The 19,450-nt window shown below is 55.9% G+C and carries 15 protein-coding genes and 3 pseudogenes; 5 read left to right on the forward strand and 13 right to left on the reverse strand.

The window, feature by feature from the left end; all coding sequences use genetic code 11:
* Positions 1 to 48 precede the first annotated feature (48 nt).
* Positions 49 to 804: a methyl-accepting chemotaxis protein gene (locus tag VCA57_RS00490; RefSeq protein ID WP_411183193.1), complete on the reverse strand. Its 756-nt coding sequence runs from the start codon at positions 802 to 804 to the stop codon at positions 49 to 51.
* A gap of 102 nt (positions 805 to 906) precedes the next feature.
* Positions 907 to 2,193 (reverse strand): annotated as a pseudogene (locus VCA57_RS00495) (HAMP domain-containing protein); the annotation flags it as partial.
* A 265-nt stretch (positions 2,194 to 2,458) separates the two neighbouring features.
* Between VCA57_RS00495 and VCA57_RS00500 the strand changes: the two are divergent.
* The 3 genes and pseudogenes from VCA57_RS00500 to VCA57_RS00510 form a co-directional block, all read left to right on the forward strand.
* Entirely contained in the window at positions 2,459 to 3,778 is a 1,320-nt protein-coding gene (locus tag VCA57_RS00500; protein ID WP_411182999.1) for a Na+/H+ antiporter family protein, read from the forward strand.
* Between the two features lie 221 nt (positions 3,779 to 3,999).
* A pseudogene (locus VCA57_RS00505) lies at positions 4,000 to 4,473 on the forward strand (cache domain-containing protein); the annotation flags it as partial.
* Positions 4,474 to 4,563: 90 nt separating this feature from the next.
* Positions 4,564 to 5,580, forward strand: a pseudogene (locus tag VCA57_RS00510) (methyl-accepting chemotaxis protein); the annotation flags it as partial.
* A gap of 58 nt (positions 5,581 to 5,638) precedes the next feature.
* On the opposite strand, the gene VCA57_RS00515 reads toward VCA57_RS00510, so the two are convergent.
* Together VCA57_RS00515 and VCA57_RS00520 are read right to left on the reverse strand one after the other, a co-directional pair.
* The gene (locus VCA57_RS00515) at positions 5,639 to 6,127 is read right to left on the reverse strand and encodes a DUF4442 domain-containing protein (protein WP_411183000.1); all 489 of its coding nucleotides are present in this window, start codon (positions 6,125 to 6,127) and stop codon (positions 5,639 to 5,641) included.
* A gap of 126 nt (positions 6,128 to 6,253) precedes the next feature.
* Positions 6,254 to 7,849 (reverse strand): isocitrate lyase, encoded by a 1,596-nt coding sequence (locus tag VCA57_RS00520; protein WP_411183001.1) that lies wholly within the window; start codon positions 7,847 to 7,849, stop codon positions 6,254 to 6,256.
* Positions 7,850 to 8,081: 232 nt separating this feature from the next.
* On the opposite strand from VCA57_RS00520, the gene VCA57_RS00525 reads away from it, so the two are divergent.
* Positions 8,082 to 8,384 carry a hypothetical protein gene (locus tag VCA57_RS00525; RefSeq protein WP_411183002.1) on the forward strand — a complete coding sequence of 101 codons (303 nt, stop codon included), beginning with the start codon at positions 8,082 to 8,084 and terminating at the stop codon, positions 8,382 to 8,384.
* 78 nt (positions 8,385 to 8,462) lie between these two features.
* Here the strand turns inward: VCA57_RS00525 and VCA57_RS00530 are convergent, their stop codons facing one another.
* The 9 genes from VCA57_RS00530 to VCA57_RS00570 all read right to left on the reverse strand — a co-directional run bounded on the left by VCA57_RS00530 (position 8,463) and on the right by VCA57_RS00570 (position 17,741).
* Positions 8,463 to 9,272, reverse strand: a complete 810-nt coding sequence (locus tag VCA57_RS00530) for a secretin N-terminal domain-containing protein (protein WP_411183003.1) — start codon at positions 9,270 to 9,272, stop codon at positions 8,463 to 8,465.
* Entirely contained in the window at positions 9,269 to 9,910 is a 642-nt protein-coding gene (locus VCA57_RS00535) for a histone acetyltransferase HPA2 (protein ID WP_411183004.1), read from the reverse strand. Before VCA57_RS00535 ends, VCA57_RS00530 begins: the two co-directional genes overlap by 4 nt.
* An 8-nt stretch (positions 9,911 to 9,918) precedes the next feature.
* Positions 9,919 to 10,344 (reverse strand): GNAT family N-acetyltransferase, encoded by a 426-nt coding sequence (locus tag VCA57_RS00540; protein WP_411183005.1) that lies wholly within the window; start codon positions 10,342 to 10,344, stop codon positions 9,919 to 9,921.
* Positions 10,337 to 11,503, reverse strand: coding sequence for a JmjC domain-containing protein (locus tag VCA57_RS00545; RefSeq protein WP_411183006.1), 1,167 nt, complete (start codon positions 11,501 to 11,503; stop codon positions 10,337 to 10,339). Before VCA57_RS00545 ends, VCA57_RS00540 begins: the two co-directional genes overlap by 8 nt.
* 78 nt (positions 11,504 to 11,581) lie before the next feature.
* Positions 11,582 to 12,952, reverse strand: a complete 1,371-nt coding sequence (gene purB, locus VCA57_RS00550; protein WP_411183007.1) for an adenylosuccinate lyase — start codon at positions 12,950 to 12,952, stop codon at positions 11,582 to 11,584.
* Between the two features lie 204 nt (positions 12,953 to 13,156).
* The gene (hflD, locus tag VCA57_RS00555; protein ID WP_411183008.1) at positions 13,157 to 13,777 is read right to left on the reverse strand and encodes a high frequency lysogenization protein HflD; all 621 of its coding nucleotides are present in this window, start codon (positions 13,775 to 13,777) and stop codon (positions 13,157 to 13,159) included.
* Positions 13,774 to 14,892, reverse strand: coding sequence for a tRNA 2-thiouridine(34) synthase MnmA (mnmA, locus tag VCA57_RS00560; protein ID WP_411183009.1), 1,119 nt, complete (start codon positions 14,890 to 14,892; stop codon positions 13,774 to 13,776). Before mnmA ends, hflD begins: the two co-directional genes overlap by 4 nt.
* 61 nt (positions 14,893 to 14,953) lie before the next feature.
* The gene (locus VCA57_RS00565) at positions 14,954 to 15,394 is read right to left on the reverse strand and encodes an NUDIX hydrolase (protein ID WP_411183010.1); all 441 of its coding nucleotides are present in this window, start codon (positions 15,392 to 15,394) and stop codon (positions 14,954 to 14,956) included.
* A 121-nt stretch (positions 15,395 to 15,515) separates the two neighbouring features.
* Positions 15,516 to 17,741, reverse strand: a complete 2,226-nt coding sequence (locus tag VCA57_RS00570; protein ID WP_411183011.1) for an NADP-dependent isocitrate dehydrogenase — start codon at positions 17,739 to 17,741, stop codon at positions 15,516 to 15,518.
* 359 nt (positions 17,742 to 18,100) lie between these two features.
* On the opposite strand from VCA57_RS00570, the gene icd reads away from it, so the two are divergent.
* Positions 18,101 to 19,357 (forward strand): NADP-dependent isocitrate dehydrogenase, encoded by a 1,257-nt coding sequence (gene icd / locus VCA57_RS00575; RefSeq protein ID WP_411183012.1) that lies wholly within the window; start codon positions 18,101 to 18,103, stop codon positions 19,355 to 19,357.
* Positions 19,358 to 19,450 lie beyond the last annotated feature (93 nt).

The following is a 19,450-nucleotide window of genomic DNA, read 5'->3' on the forward strand; positions in this document are numbered from 1 at the left end:
CAAGGAAACAGCCGCCAGAGCGGCGTTTCGATCGTGCGATGCATCGCGTTAGACGCGAAACTGGTCCATCAAGGCTTGCTGGTGATTGGCCAGCTCATTCAAGCCTTGGCTAATCTTGGCGGACTCATCGGCTTGGGCGGAAATCGACTCGGTCACATCACGGATTGAGGCCACGTTGCGATTAATTTCCTCCGCTACTGAGCTTTGCTCTTCCGCAGCACTGGCAATCTGCAAGTTCATGTCGGTGATTACGCCGACTGCTTGGCTGATCCGCTGCAGTGCGGCGACTGCTTGCCCAACCTGTTCCACGCTGCCTTGAGCTTGGCTGTGGCTACTGTGCATGGTGCTGACGACTTCCTTGGTGCCGTTTTGTAGGCCTTCGATTACTTGGCGAATCTCCTCCACCGAATCTTGCGTACGTTTGGCCAAGTTGCGTACTTCATCGGCGACCACCGCAAAGCCGCGCCCCGCATCACCGGCGCGGGCAGCCTCGATAGCGGCGTTGAGCGCGAGCAAGTTGGTTTGATCGGCAATCGAGCGGATGACTTCCAGTACCGAGCCGATTTTCTCGCTGCTGTCGGCTAGGCCTTCGACTTCCTGCATGGCCACATTCATTTCATTGGCCAGTAGTTCGATGGTTGACGTGGTTTTACCGATCACACTCATGCCTTCGCGGCTGGCCTGTTCCGCCGTGCGTGCGGCTTCGGCGGCTTGGGCGGCGTTGTGCGCAACATCCTGAGCGGTGGCACTCATTTCCTGGAAGGCGGTGGCAACCTGGTCTACTTCGCGGTATTGCTGCTGCATACCATCGCTGGTCTGGCTGGCGATCAACGCAGAATGGTCGGCGGTTTTGCGGGCATCCTGCACGCTGTGTTTAACGTCAGCGATGATCGGTTGCAGCTTATCGAGGAAGCGATTGAACCAACTGGTCAACTCACCCAGTTCATCCTTTTTGGCGTATTCCAGGCGGCGTGTCAGATCACCTTCGCCACTGGCAATATTTTTAAGCATCGCGGCGACCCCGAGAATTGGCCGGGTAACCCCCAATGCAGTCAGCCAGATCAGGAGGATGCCTATCAAACCCGCCGCCAGACCCAAGCCCAATGAAATTAAGCTGTCGCGCGAGCTCAGCTCATCCATTTGTGCTTCAAGCTGGGTGGCGGGCTCCAGCAAAACCTTCTTCGGCACCTCGAGCAAAACGCCCCAAGGTTTAGCATCAGGGATTGGCAACAAGGGTTGTAGCACCTGCAGCATATTATCTTTCTGCAGGACTTCAGGCCGGTTGCCGCCGAGCAAGCGAACCATCTCTGCATGCTGCTCACTAAACGCTGCTGCCAGCTTGCCTCCGAGTAGGCTGCTATCGCGGCTATGTGCAGCGAGTAACCCCGTGGAGCTGATTATGCTGATATGACCAGCCCCGCCGAAAAGGCTCTTGTGTCCGCTGTTGCTGAGCTCTTGCAAGCTTGCCAGGCTGATGTCCACGCCCAGCACGCCGATCACCTTGTCGCCCTGGATCAGGGGAAAGGCGATGCTGGTCATCAGGGTTTTCACACCATCGGAGTCATCGATATAAGGCTCGAGCAAGCACACGCGCTTGCTCTGCAGCGGGCAGGTGTACCAAGCGTTGTAAGGCGCACCGCTGATACCTGGAGTTGCATCGTTAAGGCTTGCCTCAGTCATGGCCTCGGCGCTCAGGTCGCCTTTTGCACCTTGTGACCAATAGAGCGAGAAACGGCCCTTGTCGTTACTGCCTAAGGCATCCTGATCAACGAACAGCTCATCCTTGCCATCCAGGGCATTGGGCTCGAACACGGCATAGATACCGAGCAAGCTGGGGTTGGCCTCCAGCGAGCTACGAATTTGGCGGGTTAGGTCTTCGCGCAGGTCAAATGCATCAAGAAAGCGTTTTTCTGCTTGTTCACGAATAAACAGCACTTGGCTCGCAGCACTGCGACCGTACTGGTAGGCATCCATAAAGTAGCGCTGCATTTGCAGTGCTTGGGATTCGCCGCGTGCTTCCATGCGCAGTTGTACTGAGTCTTCGAGCATCTTTGAGCTGGCTTGTTTGACCAGGTCGGCGTTGCGTGAGGCCTGGATCATCGAAGCTGATACCAGAACAACGACGATGGCCAACAGGCATAGGCCTGCGAGCAAGGTTATTTTCAACTGGATAGAGAGTCGGCTGAACAGCATTTTCAGAGCCTTCGTTTTACTGAGACTGAAGCGCCTATCGGCGGATATGTGCGCGTCTTTAAAGAAATACAGAGCAAATTGCAGGTCATTGCACCGCGACAGCTTGTAGCCTATACGAAATTACCAACGTATCGTGCAAAATATTTTACGGTCGTTTTGACAGGTTAGTCAGCATTGTGCAGAGTACGCGCCCTTCGCCGATCCGGCGCAGCATCCAAAGAAGGTTAAAACCTTCGCGGACCTACTTAATTGCGGGAGTAAATCGATGAACGCAGTCGTTGCGGCAGTGGGGATCATGCTGATCCTCAGCTTGTGCCGTGTGCATGTTGTGGTGGCCTTGATCGTTGGAGCATTGGCCGGCGGCCTAATGGGCGGCTTGGGTATTGAAGGCTCGCTGGCCGCATTCAACAAAGGCCTTGGCGGCGGTGCAACGGTGGCATTGTCCTATGCCTTGTTGGGCGCATTTGCTGTGGCGATTGCCAAATCTGGCCTGGCGCATGCTTTGGCAGACAAAGCTCTGGCCATGGTTGGTAAGCAGGATGCTAAAGGCGCAGGTCTGCTCAAGTGGTTGCTGATCGCGTTGCTGCTGCTTGTGGCTATTTCCTCGCAGAATATCCTGCCTATTCACATTGCTTTTATCCCACTGCTGGTACCGCCGTTGCTCTATGTCTTGAGCAAACTACAACTTGATCGCCGATTGATTGCCTGCGTGCTGACCTTCGGCCTGATTACTCCGTATATGTTTCTACCGGTGGGTTTTGGCGGGATTTTTCTGAATGACATCTTGCTGGCTAATGTCGCTAGCGCCGGTGTCGACACCACGAACCTGGATGTCACCAAAGCCATGGCGATTCCAGCATTGGGCATGTTCTTCGGGCTGATGGTGGCGGTGCTATTCAGCTACCGCAAGAAGCGCGTGTATGACCTCAGCAAGATTGAGCAGGTCGAGCGCGTAGAGGTTGCCTATAACCCGCTGAGCCTTCTAGTGGCAGGGGCGGCAATTGCCGCGGCCTTTGTTGTCCAGCTGTGGCTGGACTCGATGATTATCGGGGCCCTGGCCGGCTTCATCATTTTCTCGGTTTCCGGTGTAGTGCGCTGGAAAGAAGCTGACGGCTTGTTCACTGAAGGCATGAAGATGATGGCGATGATTGGATTCATCATGATTGCCGCTGCCGGTTTTGCTGAGGTGATGAAAGCCACTGGTGAAGTAAAAACTCTCGTCGATAGCTCGGTGGCGTTGATCGGTCAAAATAAAGCACTCGGCGCGTTGCTGATGCTGCTGGTGGGTTTGCTAGTAACCATGGGCATTGGCTCGTCATTTTCTACGGTGCCAATCATCGCCGCGATCTTTGTACCGCTGGGGCTGCAGTTGGGGTTCAGCCCGTTGGCCATTTTGTGCATTGTGGGTACTGCCGGTGCACTGGGCGATGCCGGTTCGCCAGCCTCTGACTCGACATTGGGGCCAACTTCCGGGCTCAATGTTGACGGCCAGCACAACCACATCTGGGACAGCGTGGTGCCAACCTTCCTGCACTACAACTTACCGCTGTTGGTATTCGGCTGGGCTGCAGCTATGGTTATTTAACCGGGGCATCGATACCTGCTGTGTAATGTGCACAGGTGACTCAATATTTCAGCGGGGCTACCGATACACTGGTAGCCCCGTTTTTATTTTGCAGTACTCCCTAAGTAAGGATTGGCATGATGCGCCTAACATTAAAAACAAAAGTCGTGCTGCTAGCTCTGATACCAGTGGCGCTATTTGCCTTGGTCATTAGCGGTGCAGCAGCACGGGTGCTACAAAACATGGCCCAAACGGAAATAGAAGGAAAGCGTGAGCGCTTGCTGCAGGAAAGCCGCAACGAGCTACAGAACTACATGCAAATAGCTATCGGCTCGGTAAAAACCTTGTATGACTCCGCAGCGCAAGGTGATGTAGCCGGCCGTGAACAAGCCATTAGCGTCTTGTCGAAAATCAAGTACGGCAAAGACGGTTACTTCTTCGGTCATGACTCCAATGTGGTTCGCCTATTTAGGGGCGAGAGCCCGGTGGATGTAGGCAAGAATCTGAACGACCGCAAAGATGCCAATGGTGTGTACATAAACCGTGAGTTGGTCAGGGTTGCCAAGGACAATACGTATTACGTTAATTACAGCTCGCCACTGCCTTCTGATGAGTCAGTGCAGGTGCCGAAAATGGCCTACAGCTATTACCTACCGAAATGGGATATGGCGGTGGGTACGGCAATTAACCTGGACGGCATTGAGGCGCAAATTGCCACGATACAGGTAGAGATCGATAACCGTATCAGTACCATCATTACCAGCATCATGATCGTTGCCGTCGTTTTGCTGGTTATCTTCGGTATTGTCGGCGTGGTTTTGAGTAATACCTTTCTTCGTCCTCTGCAACAGATCAAAGACAATCTGGATGATATTGCCGCAGGTGAGGGCGACCTGACCCGTCGGCTGCCGATCAATAGTGACGATGAGTTGGGCCAACTGGCTGGCTCGTTCAACCGCTTTGTCGAGAAAATCCATAATCTGGTGCGGCAGATTGCCGATATGACTGGGCAGCTGACTGAGCTGGTTGGTCAGGTTTCGGCTCAGGCTTCGCGTTCGGAAGATGCCATGGAGCGCCAGCGTCATGAGACTGACCAGGTAGCCACGGCAATCAACGAAATGTCAGCAGCCGCTCATGAAGTCGCGCAAAGCGCTCAAGGTGCCGCAGAAGCCGCGCAGAAAACCGACACTGAAGGCCAGGCAGCTAAACAGGTAGTCGATGGCAGTATCGAGCGCATTCATACCTTGGTGCAGGACATCCGTAACAGCGGCGTCTCTCTCGATACCCTGCAGAAAGACGTGTCGTCGATTGTCAGCGTGCTGGATGTGATTCGTTCAATCGCCGAGCAGACCAACCTACTGGCGCTTAACGCGGCCATTGAGGCTGCGCGTGCCGGTGAGGCAGGCCGCGGCTTTGCGGTGGTCGCCGATGAAGTTCGCGCGCTGGCTAGCCGTACCCAGCAGAGTACCCAAGAAATCCAGGGCATGATTGATCGCTTGCAGAAAGGCACTCAGGAAGCAGTGACGGCAATGCGTCGCTCCAGTGATGCCGGTGATGTGACCAGCGAGCAGGCTAACCGTGCAGGGGCGTCGCTGGATGCAATCGCGCAGCTGATCGGCACCATCAACGCGATGAATGCGCAGATTGCCAGTGCGGCCGAGGAGCAAACCGCTGTAGCCGAGGAGATCAATCGCAGCGTGCATAAGATCGCCGTAGCCGTAGACAGTGTGGCCGACGAAACTCAGCAGGGCGCGCAGACTGCACGTAACTTGGCCAGCCTAGGTGAGCGTCTTGGCGCGCTGGTTCGGCAGTTCCGAATTTAGGCAGTCGATTACGCGTAGCAAAAAGGGAAGCGTGGCTTCCCTTTTTTACGGCCATTGATTACCGCTTCTTGCTGACCCAAGCCCAGAGCATTTCGCACTGAATCGGTTCGATGCCGGCGTCATCAGTAACTGTTACTGCAACCAAGACTTTACCTTTTTCCTCGGTGTGGATGGCTTTAATCTGCTCCGGCGTGAGGCTGGCTGTAGCGCGCAGGTTACCGGTAGCGCGTTTAAGGTAGTCGACCTTGAGGCTTTTGATCAGCGGCAGCTTGTCGTCCGGCACGTTCATGCCTACCAGAAACCCCGTCGCGGACTCGGCCAGCAAAGCCATGGCGGCGGCATGCACGCCTTTGATGTGGTTTTGCACGCGGCGTTTGTTGGCGATGCTCATCACGGCTTGCTGTTGAGTCAGCGTGTGAACACGCACTTTGGCAGTACCGGCGAACTTCACCTGGGAGCCGAACAGCAACGACAGCGCCAGGCTTTGCAGGCCGCTGGGCAGTCGATGGATTTTGCCGACAATGCGGCTTAAGCGGTTACTGGACATGTTCAACCTTCAGGCTAATCCGAAACACTATAGATAGTAGGCATAAAAAAACCCCAGCATTTCTGCTGGGGTTTCTCTTCAACACACTCAACCTTGTTCGTGGTCTCGGTTGAGTGAACCTTGCTCTTAGCTGAACTGGTTCATGGTGTTGTCTTTACCGCCGGCTTTCAGAGCAGCTTCGCCAGCAAAGTACTCTTTGTGCGCGTCACCAAGGTCGGAACCGGACATGTTCTGGTGCTTAACGCAGGCGATACCTTGACGGATCTCCTCGCGCTGAACGCCTTTCACATAGGCCAGCATGCCTTGGTCTGCGAAGTAGCCTTTGGCCAGGTTGTCGGTGGACAGCGCGGCGGTGTGGTAAGTCGGCAGAGTGATCAGGTGATGGAAAATACCAGCCTGAGCAGAAGCGTCGCGCTGGAAGGTGCGGATGCGTTCATCAGCGATCTGAGCCAGTTCGGTGGTGTCGTAATCAACACTCATCAGCTTGGCGCGGTCGTAAGCAGAAACGTCCTTGCCTTCGGCAACCAGAGCATCGTAAGCCTGCTGACGGAAGTTCAGCGTCCAGTTGAACGATGGGCTGTTGTTGTAAACCAGCTTGGCGTTCGGGATGGTTTTACGGATTTCGTTAACCATTTCTGCGATCTGGCCGACGTGTGGCTTCTCGGTTTCGATCCACAGCATGTCAGCGCCGTTCTGTAGGGAAGTGATGCTGTCCAGTACGCAGCGTGCTTCACCGGTGCCAGCACGGAACTGGAACAGGTTGGAAGGCAGACGCTTAGGACGCAGCAGCTTGCCACCACGGTTGATCACCACGTCGCCGTTGCCCAGATCGGCAGCAGAAACTTCTTCACAATCGAGGAACGAGTTGTACTGGTCGCCCAGGTCGCCTGGCTCTTTGGTTACGGCGATTTGCTTGGTCAGGCCAGCACCCAGGGAGTCGGTACGCGCAACGATCACGCCGTTGTCGATGCCCAGCTCAAGGAACGCGTAACGAACAGCGTTGATCTTGGCGATAAAGTCGGCGTGAGGAACGGTTACTTTGCCGTCCTGGTGACCGCACTGCTTCTCGTCAGAAACCTGGTTTTCGATCTGGATGCAGCAAGCGCCTGCTTCGATCATGCGCTTGGCCAACAGATAGGTGGCTTCTGGGTTACCAAAACCAGCGTCGATGTCGGCGATGATTGGCACTACGTGGGTTTCGTAGTTATCGATCTGGTTCTGCAGGTCATCGGCTTTGGCTTTGTCGCCAGCAGCGCGAGCAGCGTCCAGAGCGGAGAACAGCAGGTCCAGTTCGCGGGCATCAGCCTGGCGCAGGAAGGTGTACAGCTCTTCGATCAGGCCGGAAACCGAGGTTTTCTCGTGCATGGACTGATCCGGCAGCGGACCGAAATCCGAACGCAGAGCAGCAACCATCCAGCCCGACAGGTAGAGGTACTTCTTGTTGGTGGTCTTCAGGTGTTTTTTGATCGAAATCAGCTTTTGCTGACCGATGAAACCATGCCAGCAGCCCAGCGACTGGGTGTATACGGAGGAGTCAGCGTCGTACTCAACCATGTCTTTGCGCATGATGTCGGCAGTGTACTGAGCGATTTCCAGGCCGGTTTTGAAGCGGTTCTGAGCGCGCATACGGGCCACGGACTCAGGGTCAATAGCGCTCCAGCTGCTGCCAGCAGCAGCTTTAAGGGCGGCAACGGCTTTGATGTCGTTTTGATAAGCTGACATGGTCAATCCTTCAAAGTATGTATTTGGTTGAGCACCGACTTCCCCACTGAACACCTGTGTTGCTGGAGGGTGTTGTTGCTCACTGCAGAACGTTGAGAAATTGACGTGGGACGGAATTTATCCGGGAGGAGGGTGACGAGCTCAACAAAGTGCTGGCTGCAATGGTTGTAAATGACGGAGTCATTTAGCGTTCCGGCTGTGGCTGCCGTAGAACTCAACCTGTAGTGGCCTGATGCACACTGTTGTTAAACGCTTCCCCGTCCCTCAGGACAACTTCGTTCCAGTCGCAATCTCATCGAACGGCCTTGTGGGCTTTACAACGCAAATCGGCTCTGACGGTAAGTTGGAGCGCGATCCGGAGGGCTTTTCAGCACCTCTGATTAGCGGGAGCGGGGCCATCATGCCTCCGCTTAAAGTGTTCGTCAATTATTTTGTAGTGCTTTTTTTTTACTACTACATAAATCTAAAAGCGACCGGCAAGTCAGTTTCTATGGCTCTAGTTGGCGGATTAGCGTTCCAGGATTGCGATCCGTGAGCTTACTTGGCGCTCGCCATGGGTCATCAGCGATGAACGGTGCTTCTGCAGGGGCTGAGTGCACAGAGCTGGGGGGATTTAGTTCACCACGTCGACCTTGACGCGTATGGTCATATCTTCACGGCCTTGGGTTGAGCGGTGTTGCAGGAAGTCACCTTGCTCGCCCTGGCCTTGCTCGCTGACGCCGCCGATGCTGATCCATTCACCCAGGCGGCCGCTGACCCGAGTATCGGTGCTTTGTACATCGATCGCTCCGGGTTGTGACTGGCTGAGGCGGTCACGGTTACTGCTGATGTCGATGTGCACGCGCTCACCGCTGAGGCTTGCAGTAACGTAGAAACCACGGGTGACGTCGCGATACTGGGTGTTGCTGTAGGGCTGGCCATAGGCATCACGGCCGCGAGTGGTCAACGGTACGCTCTGGCCGACTTGAATCAACGCAGGGTAGCCCTCAGTGGCCTGCACTTGTTGGGTGCCTGCGCCCCGGCTATCGGTGCTGCGACGGATGATGCGTACCTGGTCGCGACCATTGATTTCGCCCTGACCGATCTGAATTTCACCATTGCCCGCGCTAATACTGCCATTGGCGCGATAACCGCGGTCATTCATCTGGCTGGATTCGCTGGTGTCGACGCTGATCAGCAGGCGTCGGGGTTCGGTGTCGAGCTGTTGCAGCAACGTGCGTACTTCAGCAATTTTCGCAGGCTGCGCGTTGACGATCAGTTGATTGCCATACGCATTGACCTTGCCGTCATGACCGAGCATTGATTGCACTACTCCCAGCACCTCATCAGCCGTGCGGAAATTTAGCGGGATTACCTCGGTAGCAGCGCTGAGCGACAGGCTGCAGCTGAGCAGTGAGGCGGCAAACAGGGCGCGAACCTTCATAGTAAGAAACTCCGTAAGTCAGCATCGGTCATGCTGGTATCCCAGGCCTGATCAAACTGTGCACGGCGCTGGCGACTGCGGCCGGGGTCTTGATACAGGGCATAGCCGCTAGGCTGGCCAACTTCAGGCAACAGTAGCAAGCCACGGTCATCCGCCAGCAGAAACGCCAGCGCCTCATTAGGGTAGTCCGGGTGCAGTTTGCGGATATGTAGATTGCTCGACAGCCGGCGCGAAAGGCTGAGCAGGCGGTGGCCTTCCTTGACCGCACGACTGGCGTCGCGCAACAGGATGCGCAGTTGGTTGCGAGGGTTGGCCAGGAGAAAGCGAGTGCAGGCTTCTTGCACGCTGCTGTGGTGATAAAGCCATGGCTCAAGGTCGTGACTGTAAATACACAGGTTGCGTTGTGCTTGCTGCAGCATGGCAAGTGCATGGGAGCGGGCTTGTTCGGGCTGGCTAAAACGCTCCAGCGGCGTGTGCTCGCCGAGAACAAAAGGGGCCGGTTCAGCCTGTGGGTTGAGACTGCTTTGGCTGGCGGGGTTGTGCACAGCAAAACGCCCCGGTGATTGGAACTCGATGGCAGGAAGCTCTATGGGTTCCAGTGGCTCGGTTGATTCACTCGGGGCGTTTTCGTTGTTCATCTCGGCCTCTAGGCGCTATGACGCACCATATCCACGTGGGGGATGCCTGCCTCCAGATATTCTTCGCTGACAATGACAAACCCGAGCTTTTCATAGAAGGCAGTCGCGTGCACCTGAGCACTGAGCATTTGTTGTGTCAGGCCGCGATTTTCTGCTTCATCAATAACCGCTTGAATCAGCGCTACGCCCACATTCAGGCCGCGCCAATCCTTGAGTACCGAAACGCGGCCGATATGACCGTCGTCCAGCAGTCGCGCGGTACCGACTGGGTAGTCGCCCTCCAGCGCAAGAAAATGCACGGCGTCAGCATCTTCAGCATCCCATTCGAGCTCTGGTGGTACGGCTTGTTCCGCAATAAACACGGCTTCGCGAATACGCCGTAGATCAGCGTTATCCTTCTGCCAGTCAGCTAGACGAACGTGTATCTCACTCATCAGCAAACTCCAGGCTGCCTTGCTTGACCAGTTCAACCAGCAGGTTACGCCCTTCATCGTCAGCGAGCCATGGCCCTAGATTGTCGATATGCAGGGCGTCGGCTGCGCACACCAGCTTCAGCAATTCGCGCAGGCTAGCCGAGAGCAGGCGGCTCTGGCCGCTGGCAAACAACACCAGATCTTCACCCACTTCCGACCAGGCCATGCGCGCGCTGGCATTGCGGATCAGCACGGCGCCGTCCTCCATGCTGGCGAGGAATGCTTCTTCATCAATTTCGATGCCCGCAATCAACTCTGGATAACGCGGCTCGGTCATAAACTGGCCGAACCAAGTCATCAGCAGGCGCTCATCGCTCATGTGCTCGGTAAGTAGCGCCTTGAGGCGATCCAGGGCGTCACGCTGGATTTGCGTCGGGTCACTGGTCGGCTGCGCGTCGGCATCGCTGTAGCGCTCTTCGTCAGGCAGGAACTGGCCAAGAAAGTCGGTGAAATGGGTTAGAACTTCGGCAGCGCTTGGCGCACGGAAGCCTACGGAATACGTCATACAATCATCCTCGGCGGTACCACAGTGGGCTAAGCGCGGCGGCAGGTAGAGCATGTCGCCGGGCTCCAGAACCCATTCTTCAGTTTTAACGAATTCGGCGAGGATCTTTAGATCCGCGTGTTGCAGCATCGGGCTGTCGGAGTCGCACATCTGGCCAATCTGCCAGCGGCGTTTACCAAAGCCTTGTAAGAGAAATACATCGTAATTATCGAAGTGCGGGCCGACGCCGCCACCAGGGGTGGCGAAGCTGATCATCACATCGTCGATGCGCCACTTAGGCAGAAACTTGAACTCTTCCAGCAGTTCAGCCACTTCGGGGACAAATTGATCGACGGCCTGTACCAGCAGCGTCCAATCGCGTTCCGGTAGTTGGCTAAACGCATCTTCGGCAAATGGGCCACGGCGCAGCTCCCAGGGGCGCTCGCCATGCTCGATGACCAGACGTGATTCGATCTCTTCTTCAAGAGCCAGGCCGGCCAGTTCATCTGGCGATACCGGGCTTTCGAAGCCAGGAATGGCCTGGCGTACCAGCAAGGGTTTCTTCTGCCAGTAGTCACGCATGAACTCGCGCGCGGTAAGGCCACCCAGCAGTTGTAGCGGAGTATCAGGATTCATCGCTAAGCCCTTGAAATAAATAAATACCCGTAAATAAAAACGCCCGGCGCAGCCGGGCGTCTGGGTGGCTGATACCGTTTAGATACGCTTGGCCTGAGCGACGGCATTGCCGATGTAGTTAGCTGGGGTCAGCAGCTTGAGTTCGGCTTTGGCTTCGGCAGGCATGTCCAGAGCGTCGATGAAAGTCTGCAGTGCTTCTGGGCTGATGCCTTTGCCACGGGTCAACTCTTTGAGCTTCTCGTAGGGGTTTTCGATGGCATAGCGGCGCATGACCGTCTGGATTGGCTCGGCAAGCACTTCCCAGCAGGCATTCAGATCATCAGCAATACGTTGAGCATTGAGTTCTAACTTGCTGATTCCTTTGAGACTTGCTTCGTAAGCGATCACGCTATGAGCGAAACCAACACCGAGGTTACGCAGCACGGTGGAGTCGGTCAGGTCACGCTGCCAGCGCGAGATGGGCAGTTTGCTGGCCAGGTGCTGGAACAGCGCGTTGGCGATGCCCAGGTTGCCTTCGGAGTTCTCGAAGTCAATCGGATTGACCTTGTGCGGCATGGTCGACGAACCGATTTCGCCAGCGATGGTGCGCTGCTTGAAATAGCCCAGGGAGATGTAGCCCCAGATATCACGATCAAAGTCGATCAGGATGGTGTTGAAGCGGGCGATAGCGTCGAACAGCTCGGCGATGTAGTCGTGCGGTTCGATCTGTGTGGTGTACGGGTTGAATTGCAGGCCCAGGTCACCTTCGATGAACTGGCGCGCGTTGGCTTCCCAGTCGATCTGCGGGTAGGCCGACAGGTGGGCGTTGTAGTTGCCCACTGCACCGTTGATTTTGCCCAGCAGCGGTACGGCCGCAACCTGAGCGATCTGCCGCTCCAGGCGGTAAACCACGTTGGCTAGCTCTTTACCGAGGGTGGTCGGCGAAGCCGGCTGGCCGTGGGTGCGCGAGAGCATCGGTACGTCGGCAAATTGGATCGCCAGTTCGCGAATGGCTTCGGCGGTCTGACGCATCAGCGGCAGTAGCACGTCATCACGACCCGCGCGCAGCATCAGGGCGTGGGACAGGTTGTTGATGTCTTCACTGGTGCAGGCGAAGTGGATGAACTCACTGACCTTGTCCAGCTCAGGCAGCTTGGCTGCTTGTTCTTTGAGCAAGTACTCCACGGCTTTAACGTCGTGGTTAGTGGTGCGTTCGATCTCCTTGACGCGCTCGGCATGCTCGACGGCGAAGTTGTCGGCCAGTTCATTGAGCACGACTTGGGCTTCGGCGGAGAAGGGCGCAACTTCCGCGACGCCTTCATGGGCGGCCAGGCGCTGCAACCAGCGTACTTCAACCAGAACGCGGAAACGGATCAGGCCGTATTCGCTGAAAATAGGGCGCAGAGCGCTGGTTTTGCCGGCATAGCGGCCATCAACGGGGGAAACCGCGGTGAGCGAGGAAAGCTGCATGGGAGGCGTTCTCGGACAATCGGGCATTGAAAAGGGCGCGTATCATACATGAAATTGACTGCTTGATCGCGATTGGCTGCGACCGTTCAGCCGCGTTTGCTTCGAAAAATAGACAGTAGGCTGGAAGTGAAAAGCAGCATTGCAGCATGCAGGCGCTGACTCACTGCGCAGCGGGTGATAATTCAGTAACTGTAATGTGCCTGCTCAAGATCGCAGCAGCGGGTAGAGTTCCTTGAGTAACTTGCTGCGGCTGAACACCATCTGCCAGCGATGGCCGCCTAGCTGACGCCATAAGCGCGCGGAGCGAATGCCGGCGAGCAGCAGTGCGCGAATTTTCGCGGCATTGTTGGACTGTTGCAGGTGGCGCATATCGCCTTGCACCTGAATGCGCTGGCGGAAGGTGCTGATGGTGTCTTGGTACAGGCCGCCGCAGTTGGCGATGACGTTTTCGTGGGTCGGGCCGAAGTGCTCGACTTGTTGCTGCACCTGATCAAGGCGGCTGCCCATGATTTGCAGCATGTCATCACGCTTATTCAGCTGGCGTTCCAGTGCCAGCAGCGCCAGCGTATAGCGCAGTGGGTCGCGCTGCAGGCTCGCGGGGTCGCGCTCCAGGGCTCCGACCAACGCGCGGTAACCGTCGCGCAGGTTGAGGTCATCACCGCCATAGACCTCCAGCGTATCCTTCGGGTCGCGCACCAATAGGCTGTTGATCATGCAGGCCACCGCAGCGTCGCCGACTTGGCCGGTACGTGCCAGTTTATCGACCAAAACTGCTGATTCGAATACCGCACCCAGGGCGATCAATTGTTCGCGGATCGGGTTCATACGTTCTGATCCCGGCTGGTCCAAGGCTCGGCTGTTTCGATTACGCCGCCGCCCAGGCAGATTTCTGCGTCGTAGAACACCACGGACTGGCCAGGGGTCACGGCGCGTTGTGGTTCGTTGAATACGGCGCGATAGCCGCTGGCGGTTTTCTCCAACGTGCAGGTTTGGTCACTCTGGCGATAACGCACTTTGGCGGTTAGCTCGCGTGGCGCGCTCAGGTCAACCGGGTTAACCCAGTAAATCTCCGAAGCCAGCAGGGCGCGGCTGAATAGCCATGGGTGCTCATTGCCTTGACCAACTATCAGTACGTTGCGCGTCAGGTCTTTGTGCAGTACGTACCAAGGTTCGTCAGAGGCGTCTTTCAAGCCGCCGATGCCTAACCCCTGGCGCTGACCTATGGTGTGGTACATCAAGCCATGATGGCGGCCGATGATCTCGCCTTCGGTGGTTTCAATATCGCCGGGCTGGGCGGGCAGGTATTGTTTCAAAAAGTCGCTGAAGCGCCGCTCACCAATAAAGCAGATGCCGGTAGAGTCTTTCTTCTTCGCGGTAGCCAGTGCGTACTTCTCGGCGATGGCGCGTACGGCGGGCTTTTCCAACTCACCGACGGGGAACAACGTCTTGGCGATCTGCTCGCCGCCGACCGCATGCAAGAAGTAGCTCTGGTCCTTGTTTGCGTCCAAGCCTTTAAGTAATTCGGTGCGGCCATCGATATCGCGGCGGCGCACATAGTGGCCGGTGGCGATCAGATCGGCGCCAAGCATCAGGGCGTAGTCGAGGAAGGCTTTGAACTTGATTTCACGGTTACAGAGGATGTCCGGGTTCGGCGTACGCCCAGCCTTGTATTCAGCCAGAAAGTGCTCAAACACGTTATCCCAGTATTCTGCGGCAAAGTTGGCGGTGTGCAGCGTGATGCCAATTTTGTCGCACACGGCCTGCGCATCGGCCAGATCATCCATGGCGGTGCAGTATTCGGTGCCGTCGTCTTCGTCCCAGTTCTTCATAAACAGGCCTTCGACCTGATACCCCTGCTCAAGCAGTAATAGGGCGGAAACGGAGGAGTCAACACCGCCGGACATACCGACAATGACGCGCTGGGTAGTTGGATCTGGCATGGGAATACTGGACACGGCTTGGAAAAAGAGGGCGATTCTAGCAGGCAGTGGCGCTTGGCCGTTAATCGCGGATCAGTGACAGCGCAAAACATGCCCCGCCTAGGTAATCATCAATGCAGCGTAAGACCAACTCACTGCGCCAGCGTTCCGGCTGGGCGGCCAGTTCGTCGCGGCTCAGCCAGCGCGGGCCGATGATGCCGTCATCCAGGGCGTATTCGGGGCGGTGGCGCAGCGCTTTGCCGGCAAAGCAGATGCGCTGATAGGTCACACCATTGCTCGGGGCGGTGTACAGGTAAATGCCAGTCACACCGGTTAACTCGACATCCCAGCCAGTTTCTTCAAGGGTTTCGCGAATGGCTGCTTGTAATAGGCTTTCGTTCGCCTCGAGATGACCAGCAGGCTGGTTGAATACGGCACGGCCTTCGGCCATTTCTTCAACCAGAAGAAAACGCCCTTGGTCTTCAATGACGGTGGCTACGGTGATATGTGGCTGCCAGTTCATACGCATCCTGAATTGTTATTTAAAGCGCGATCATAGCGTGATTATTACCACGCAAAATGCACAAACCCCAGCAGCGCTGGGGTTTGTGTTGTTGCAGTGTTGCGCGTTCTAAACGTGCGATTTATGCCAAAGAGGCAAGCGCCGCATTGAACGTTTTGCTCGGCCGCATGGCCTGGCTGGTCAGCTGTGGATTGGCGCGGTAGTAACCGCCAATGTCCACTGGCTTGCCCTGTACCGCGCTCAGTTCGGCCAGGATGGTTGCTTCACTTTCGGTCAGCGCCTTGGCCAGCGGGGCAAACTGTGCCTGCAGTTCCGCGTCCTGGGTCTGCGCAGCCAGCTCTTGTGCCCAGTACATGGCCAGGTAGAAATGGCTGCCGCGGTTATCCAGCTCACCGGTTTTGCGCGATGGCGACTTGTTGTTATCAAGTAATTTGCCAGTGGCCGCGTCCAGGGTTGTACCCAGTAGTTTGGCCTTGGCGTTATTGGTCTTGATACCAGTCTCTTCAAGGGAAACCGCCAGTGCGAGGAACTCGCCCAGGGAGTCCCAGCGCAGGTGGTTTTCTTCAATCAACTGCTGTACGTGCTTAGGCGCTGAACCGCCAGCACCGGTTTCGTACATGCCGCCGCCGGCCATCAGTGGAACGATGGAGAGCATTTTTGCCGATGTGCCGAGTTCCATGATAGGGAACAAGTCTGTCAGGTAGTCGCGCAGTACGTTACCGGTTACCGAAATGGTGTCCAGGCCACGAATCAAGCGCTCCATGCTTACGCGGATGGCTTCGTTGTAACCCATTACGCGGATATCCAGACCGGTCAGGTCATGATCCTGCAGGTAGGCTTCAACTTTTTTCTGCAGTTCGCGATCGTGGGCGCGCTCAGGGTCGAGCCAGAAGATCGCCGGGGTATTGGACTGACGGGCACGGGTGACTGCCAACTTGACCCAGTCACGGATCGGGGCGTCTTTGGTTTGGCAGGCGCGCCAGATGTCACCAGCTTCAACTTCGTGCTGCATCAGTACGGTGCCGTCAGCCAGAACTACGCGCATGCTGCCGTCAGCAGTCATTTCGAAAGTTTTGTCGTGAGAACCGTACTCTTCAGCTTTCTGCGCCATCAGGCCGACGTTCGGCACGGTGCCCATGGTGGTTGGGTCAAATGCGCCGTTGGTTTTGCAGAAATTGATCATTTCCTGGTAGATGCGGGCGTAGGTGCTTTCCGGCATTACCGCTTTGGTGTCCTTGAGCTTGCCGTCCTTACCCCACATTTGCCCGGAGCTACGAATCATCGCCGGCATCGAGGCGTCAACGATCACGTCGCTAGGGATGTGCAGGTTGGTAATGCCCTTGACCGAGTCAACCATGGCCATTTCTGGACGGTGGCTGTAGCAGGCATGGATGTCGTCAAGAATTTCTTCCTGCTGTGATGCGGGCAGAGATTTGATCTTGTCGTAGACGCTGCTGATGCCGTTGTTCGGGTTCACACCCAGCTCTTCAAACAGCTTGCCGTATTTGTCGAATACGTCCTTGTAGTAGACGCTGACCGCATGGCCGAAAACGATGGGGTGAGAAACCTTCATCATGGTCGCCTTAACGTGCAGGGACCACATGACGCCGGTTTCCTTGCAGTCTTGCAGGGTCTTCTCGAAGAAATCACGCAGCTTTTTGCAGCTCATGTACATGCTGTCGAAGACTTCACCGTCTTGCAGGGTAAGTTGCTTCTTAACTTCGACTTTGCCGTCCTTGCCGACGAACTCGATGCGAACGTCACCGGCCTTGGCCATGGTGATCGACTGCTCGCTGGAAAAGAAGTCACCGCCGCGCATGTAGTCCGCGTGGGACTGCGAGGCCATGCTCCATTTGCCCATGGAGTGTGGGTGCTTGCGTACGAAAGCCTTGACCGCTGCTGGGGCGCGGCGGTCGGAGTTACCTTCGCGCAGCACTGGATTCACCGCGCTGCCAAGTACTTTGCTGTAGCGCGCGCGGGCGTCTTTTTCAGCGTCAGTTTGCGGATCTTCAGGGAGGTTCGGGATGTTGTAGCCCTGAGCCTGCAGTTCAGCGATAGCGGCTTTGAGCTGCGGCACCGATGCGCTGATGTTTGGCAGTTTGATGATGTTGGCTTCAGGCGAGGTAGCCAGTACTGCCAGTTTTGCGAGGTCGTCATCGACCTGCTTATCGGCATCCAGTTGGTCAGCAAAGCTGGCGAGGATGCGCGCTGCAAGAGAGATGTCGCGTGTTTCAACGGCAATCCCAGCGGTAGCTGCGAAGGCTTCTACAATTGGAAGAAGCGAATAAGTCGCCAGGGCCGGGGCTTCGTCAGTGAAGGTATAAATGATCTTCGAAGGGATGGACATTTAGAGTTAACTCTCTTCTTTGCTGAGCGTACATAGGCACTCGACATGCGCGGGTAAACGCCAAAGCCCATCATGAGTGAGCCTGAAGTCGAGGTCTTGTCGCAGTGATGTTGGATGCACCAGTAGAGTGTTGAGTATTTTGAGCCATTGAATCGCTGTAGCAGTCCGACGGTTCCAGGACGCAAGCCACTTATTTTGGCCTGCACCTTATGACTTGTTAGTCATTCGCGCAGTATATCACCGCGACAGCTCGACACAGAATGCCTAGCTGCATAAGACCAACGAACATATGGTTTCGCCTGATTCAAGTGGGGTACTCTCGGGCGATCTGATTGTTTAACCACAAGACGGAGTCCAGCATGGGATACCAAAAGATCCAGGTGCCTGCCACCGGTGACAAAATCACCGTCAATGCCGATACATCTCTAAACGTGCCGAATAATCCAGTTATCCCCTTTATCGAGGGTGATGGCATCGGTGTCGATATTAGTCCAGTTATGATCAAGGTCGTTGATGCTGCCGTGCAGAAGGCCTATGGCGGCGAGCGCAAGATCTCCTGGATGGAGGTGTACGCTGGCGAAAAAGCGACTCAGGTCTATGACCAGGACACATGGTTGCCGCAAGAAACGCTGGATGCGGTCAAAGATTATGTCGTTTCCATCAAGGGGCCTCTGACCACACCTGTAGGTGGTGGCATTCGCTCGCTGAACGTTGCGCTGCGTCAACAACTCGACCTGTACGTTTGTCTGCGCCCCGTGCGCTGGTTTGAAGGTGTGCCGAGCCCAGTTAAAAAGCCGGGAGATGTCGACATGACCATCTTTCGCGAGAACTCGGAAGATATTTACGCGGGTATCGAATGGAAGGCTGGTTCGCCAGAAGCTATTAAGGTCATCAAGTTCCTCAAGGAGGAAATGGGTGTTACCAAGATTCGCTTTGACCAGGACTGTGGTATCGGCGTCAAGCCAGTTTCCAAAGAAGGTACTAAGCGGCTGGCACGTAAGGCACTGCAGTACGTCGTCGATAACGACCGTGACTCGCTGACCATCGTGCACAAAGGCAACATCATGAAGTTCACCGAGGGCGCCTTCAAAGAGTGGGCTTACGAAATAGCCGCTGAAGAGTTTGGCGCCACGCTGCTTGATGGTGGCCCTTGGATGCAGTTCAAGAACCCGAAAACTGGCAAGAACGTCATAGTTAAAGACGCCATCGCCGACGCCATGCTGCAGCAGATCCTGCTGCGTCCGGCCGAGTACGACGTAATCGCCACCCTTAACCTCAACGGTGACTACCTGTCGGATGCCCTGGCGGCTGAAGTAGGCGGTATAGGTATTGCGCCGGGTGCCAACCTGTCTGACACCGTTGCCATGTTTGAAGCCACCCATGGCACCGCACCAAAATACGCAGGTAAAGACCAGGTGAACCCGGGCTCGCTAATCCTTTCCGCTGAAATGATGCTGCGTCACATGGGTTGGATCGAAGCAGCCGACTTGATCATCAAGGGCACTAATGGCGCTATCTCAGCCAAGACTGTGACCTATGATTTTGAGCGACTGATGGACGGCGCCAAGCTGCTGTCATGCTCGGCGTTCGGTGATGCACTGATTTCGCATATGTAAGCAACGTAGCAAGACCTGAGATGTGGTCGCTCTATTTGGTGGCCACATTAAAGAAAGGCCGGTCAAGTGACCGGCCTTTTTGTGGGCATACTA

The sequence above is a fragment of the Pseudomonas sp. genome (assembly GCF_046581935.1).
GTDB lineage: Bacteria > Pseudomonadota > Gammaproteobacteria > Pseudomonadales > Pseudomonadaceae > Aquipseudomonas.

Excerpts from the sequence above, each read along its gene's own strand:
- mnmA (WP_411183009.1), bottom strand. The coding sequence starts at position 14,892 with ATGCCAGATCCAACTACCCAGCGCGTCATTGTCGGTATGTCCGGCGGT.
- VCA57_RS00515 (WP_411183000.1), bottom strand. The coding sequence starts at position 6,127 with ATGTCCAGTAACCGCTTAAGCCGCATTGTCGGCAAAATCCATCGACTG.
- VCA57_RS00570 (WP_411183011.1), bottom strand. The coding sequence starts at position 17,741 with ATGTCCATCCCTTCGAAGATCATTTATACCTTCACTGACGAAGCCCCG.
- VCA57_RS00540 (WP_411183005.1), bottom strand. The coding sequence starts at position 10,344 with ATGAGTGAGATACACGTTCGTCTAGCTGACTGGCAGAAGGATAACGCT.
- VCA57_RS00490 (WP_411183193.1), bottom strand. The coding sequence starts at position 804 with ATGCAGCAGCAATACCGCGAAGTAGACCAGGTTGCCACCGCCTTCCAG.
- VCA57_RS00545 (WP_411183006.1), bottom strand. The coding sequence starts at position 11,503 with ATGAATCCTGATACTCCGCTACAACTGCTGGGTGGCCTTACCGCGCGC.
- VCA57_RS00525 (WP_411183002.1), top strand. The coding sequence starts at position 8,082 with ATGCACACTGTTGTTAAACGCTTCCCCGTCCCTCAGGACAACTTCGTT.
- VCA57_RS00520 (WP_411183001.1), bottom strand. The coding sequence starts at position 7,849 with ATGTCAGCTTATCAAAACGACATCAAAGCCGTTGCCGCCCTTAAAGCT.
- icd (WP_411183012.1), top strand. The coding sequence starts at position 18,101 with ATGGGATACCAAAAGATCCAGGTGCCTGCCACCGGTGACAAAATCACC.
- VCA57_RS00530 (WP_411183003.1), bottom strand. The coding sequence starts at position 9,272 with ATGAAGGTTCGCGCCCTGTTTGCCGCCTCACTGCTCAGCTGCAGCCTG.
- VCA57_RS00535 (WP_411183004.1), bottom strand. The coding sequence starts at position 9,910 with ATGAACAACGAAAACGCCCCGAGTGAATCAACCGAGCCACTGGAACCC.
- VCA57_RS00500 (WP_411182999.1), top strand. The coding sequence starts at position 2,459 with ATGAACGCAGTCGTTGCGGCAGTGGGGATCATGCTGATCCTCAGCTTG.
- hflD (WP_411183008.1), bottom strand. The coding sequence starts at position 13,777 with ATGAACCCGATCCGCGAACAATTGATCGCCCTGGGTGCGGTATTCGAA.
- purB (WP_411183007.1), bottom strand. The coding sequence starts at position 12,952 with ATGCAGCTTTCCTCGCTCACCGCGGTTTCCCCCGTTGATGGCCGCTAT.
- VCA57_RS00565 (WP_411183010.1), bottom strand. The coding sequence starts at position 15,394 with ATGAACTGGCAGCCACATATCACCGTAGCCACCGTCATTGAAGACCAA.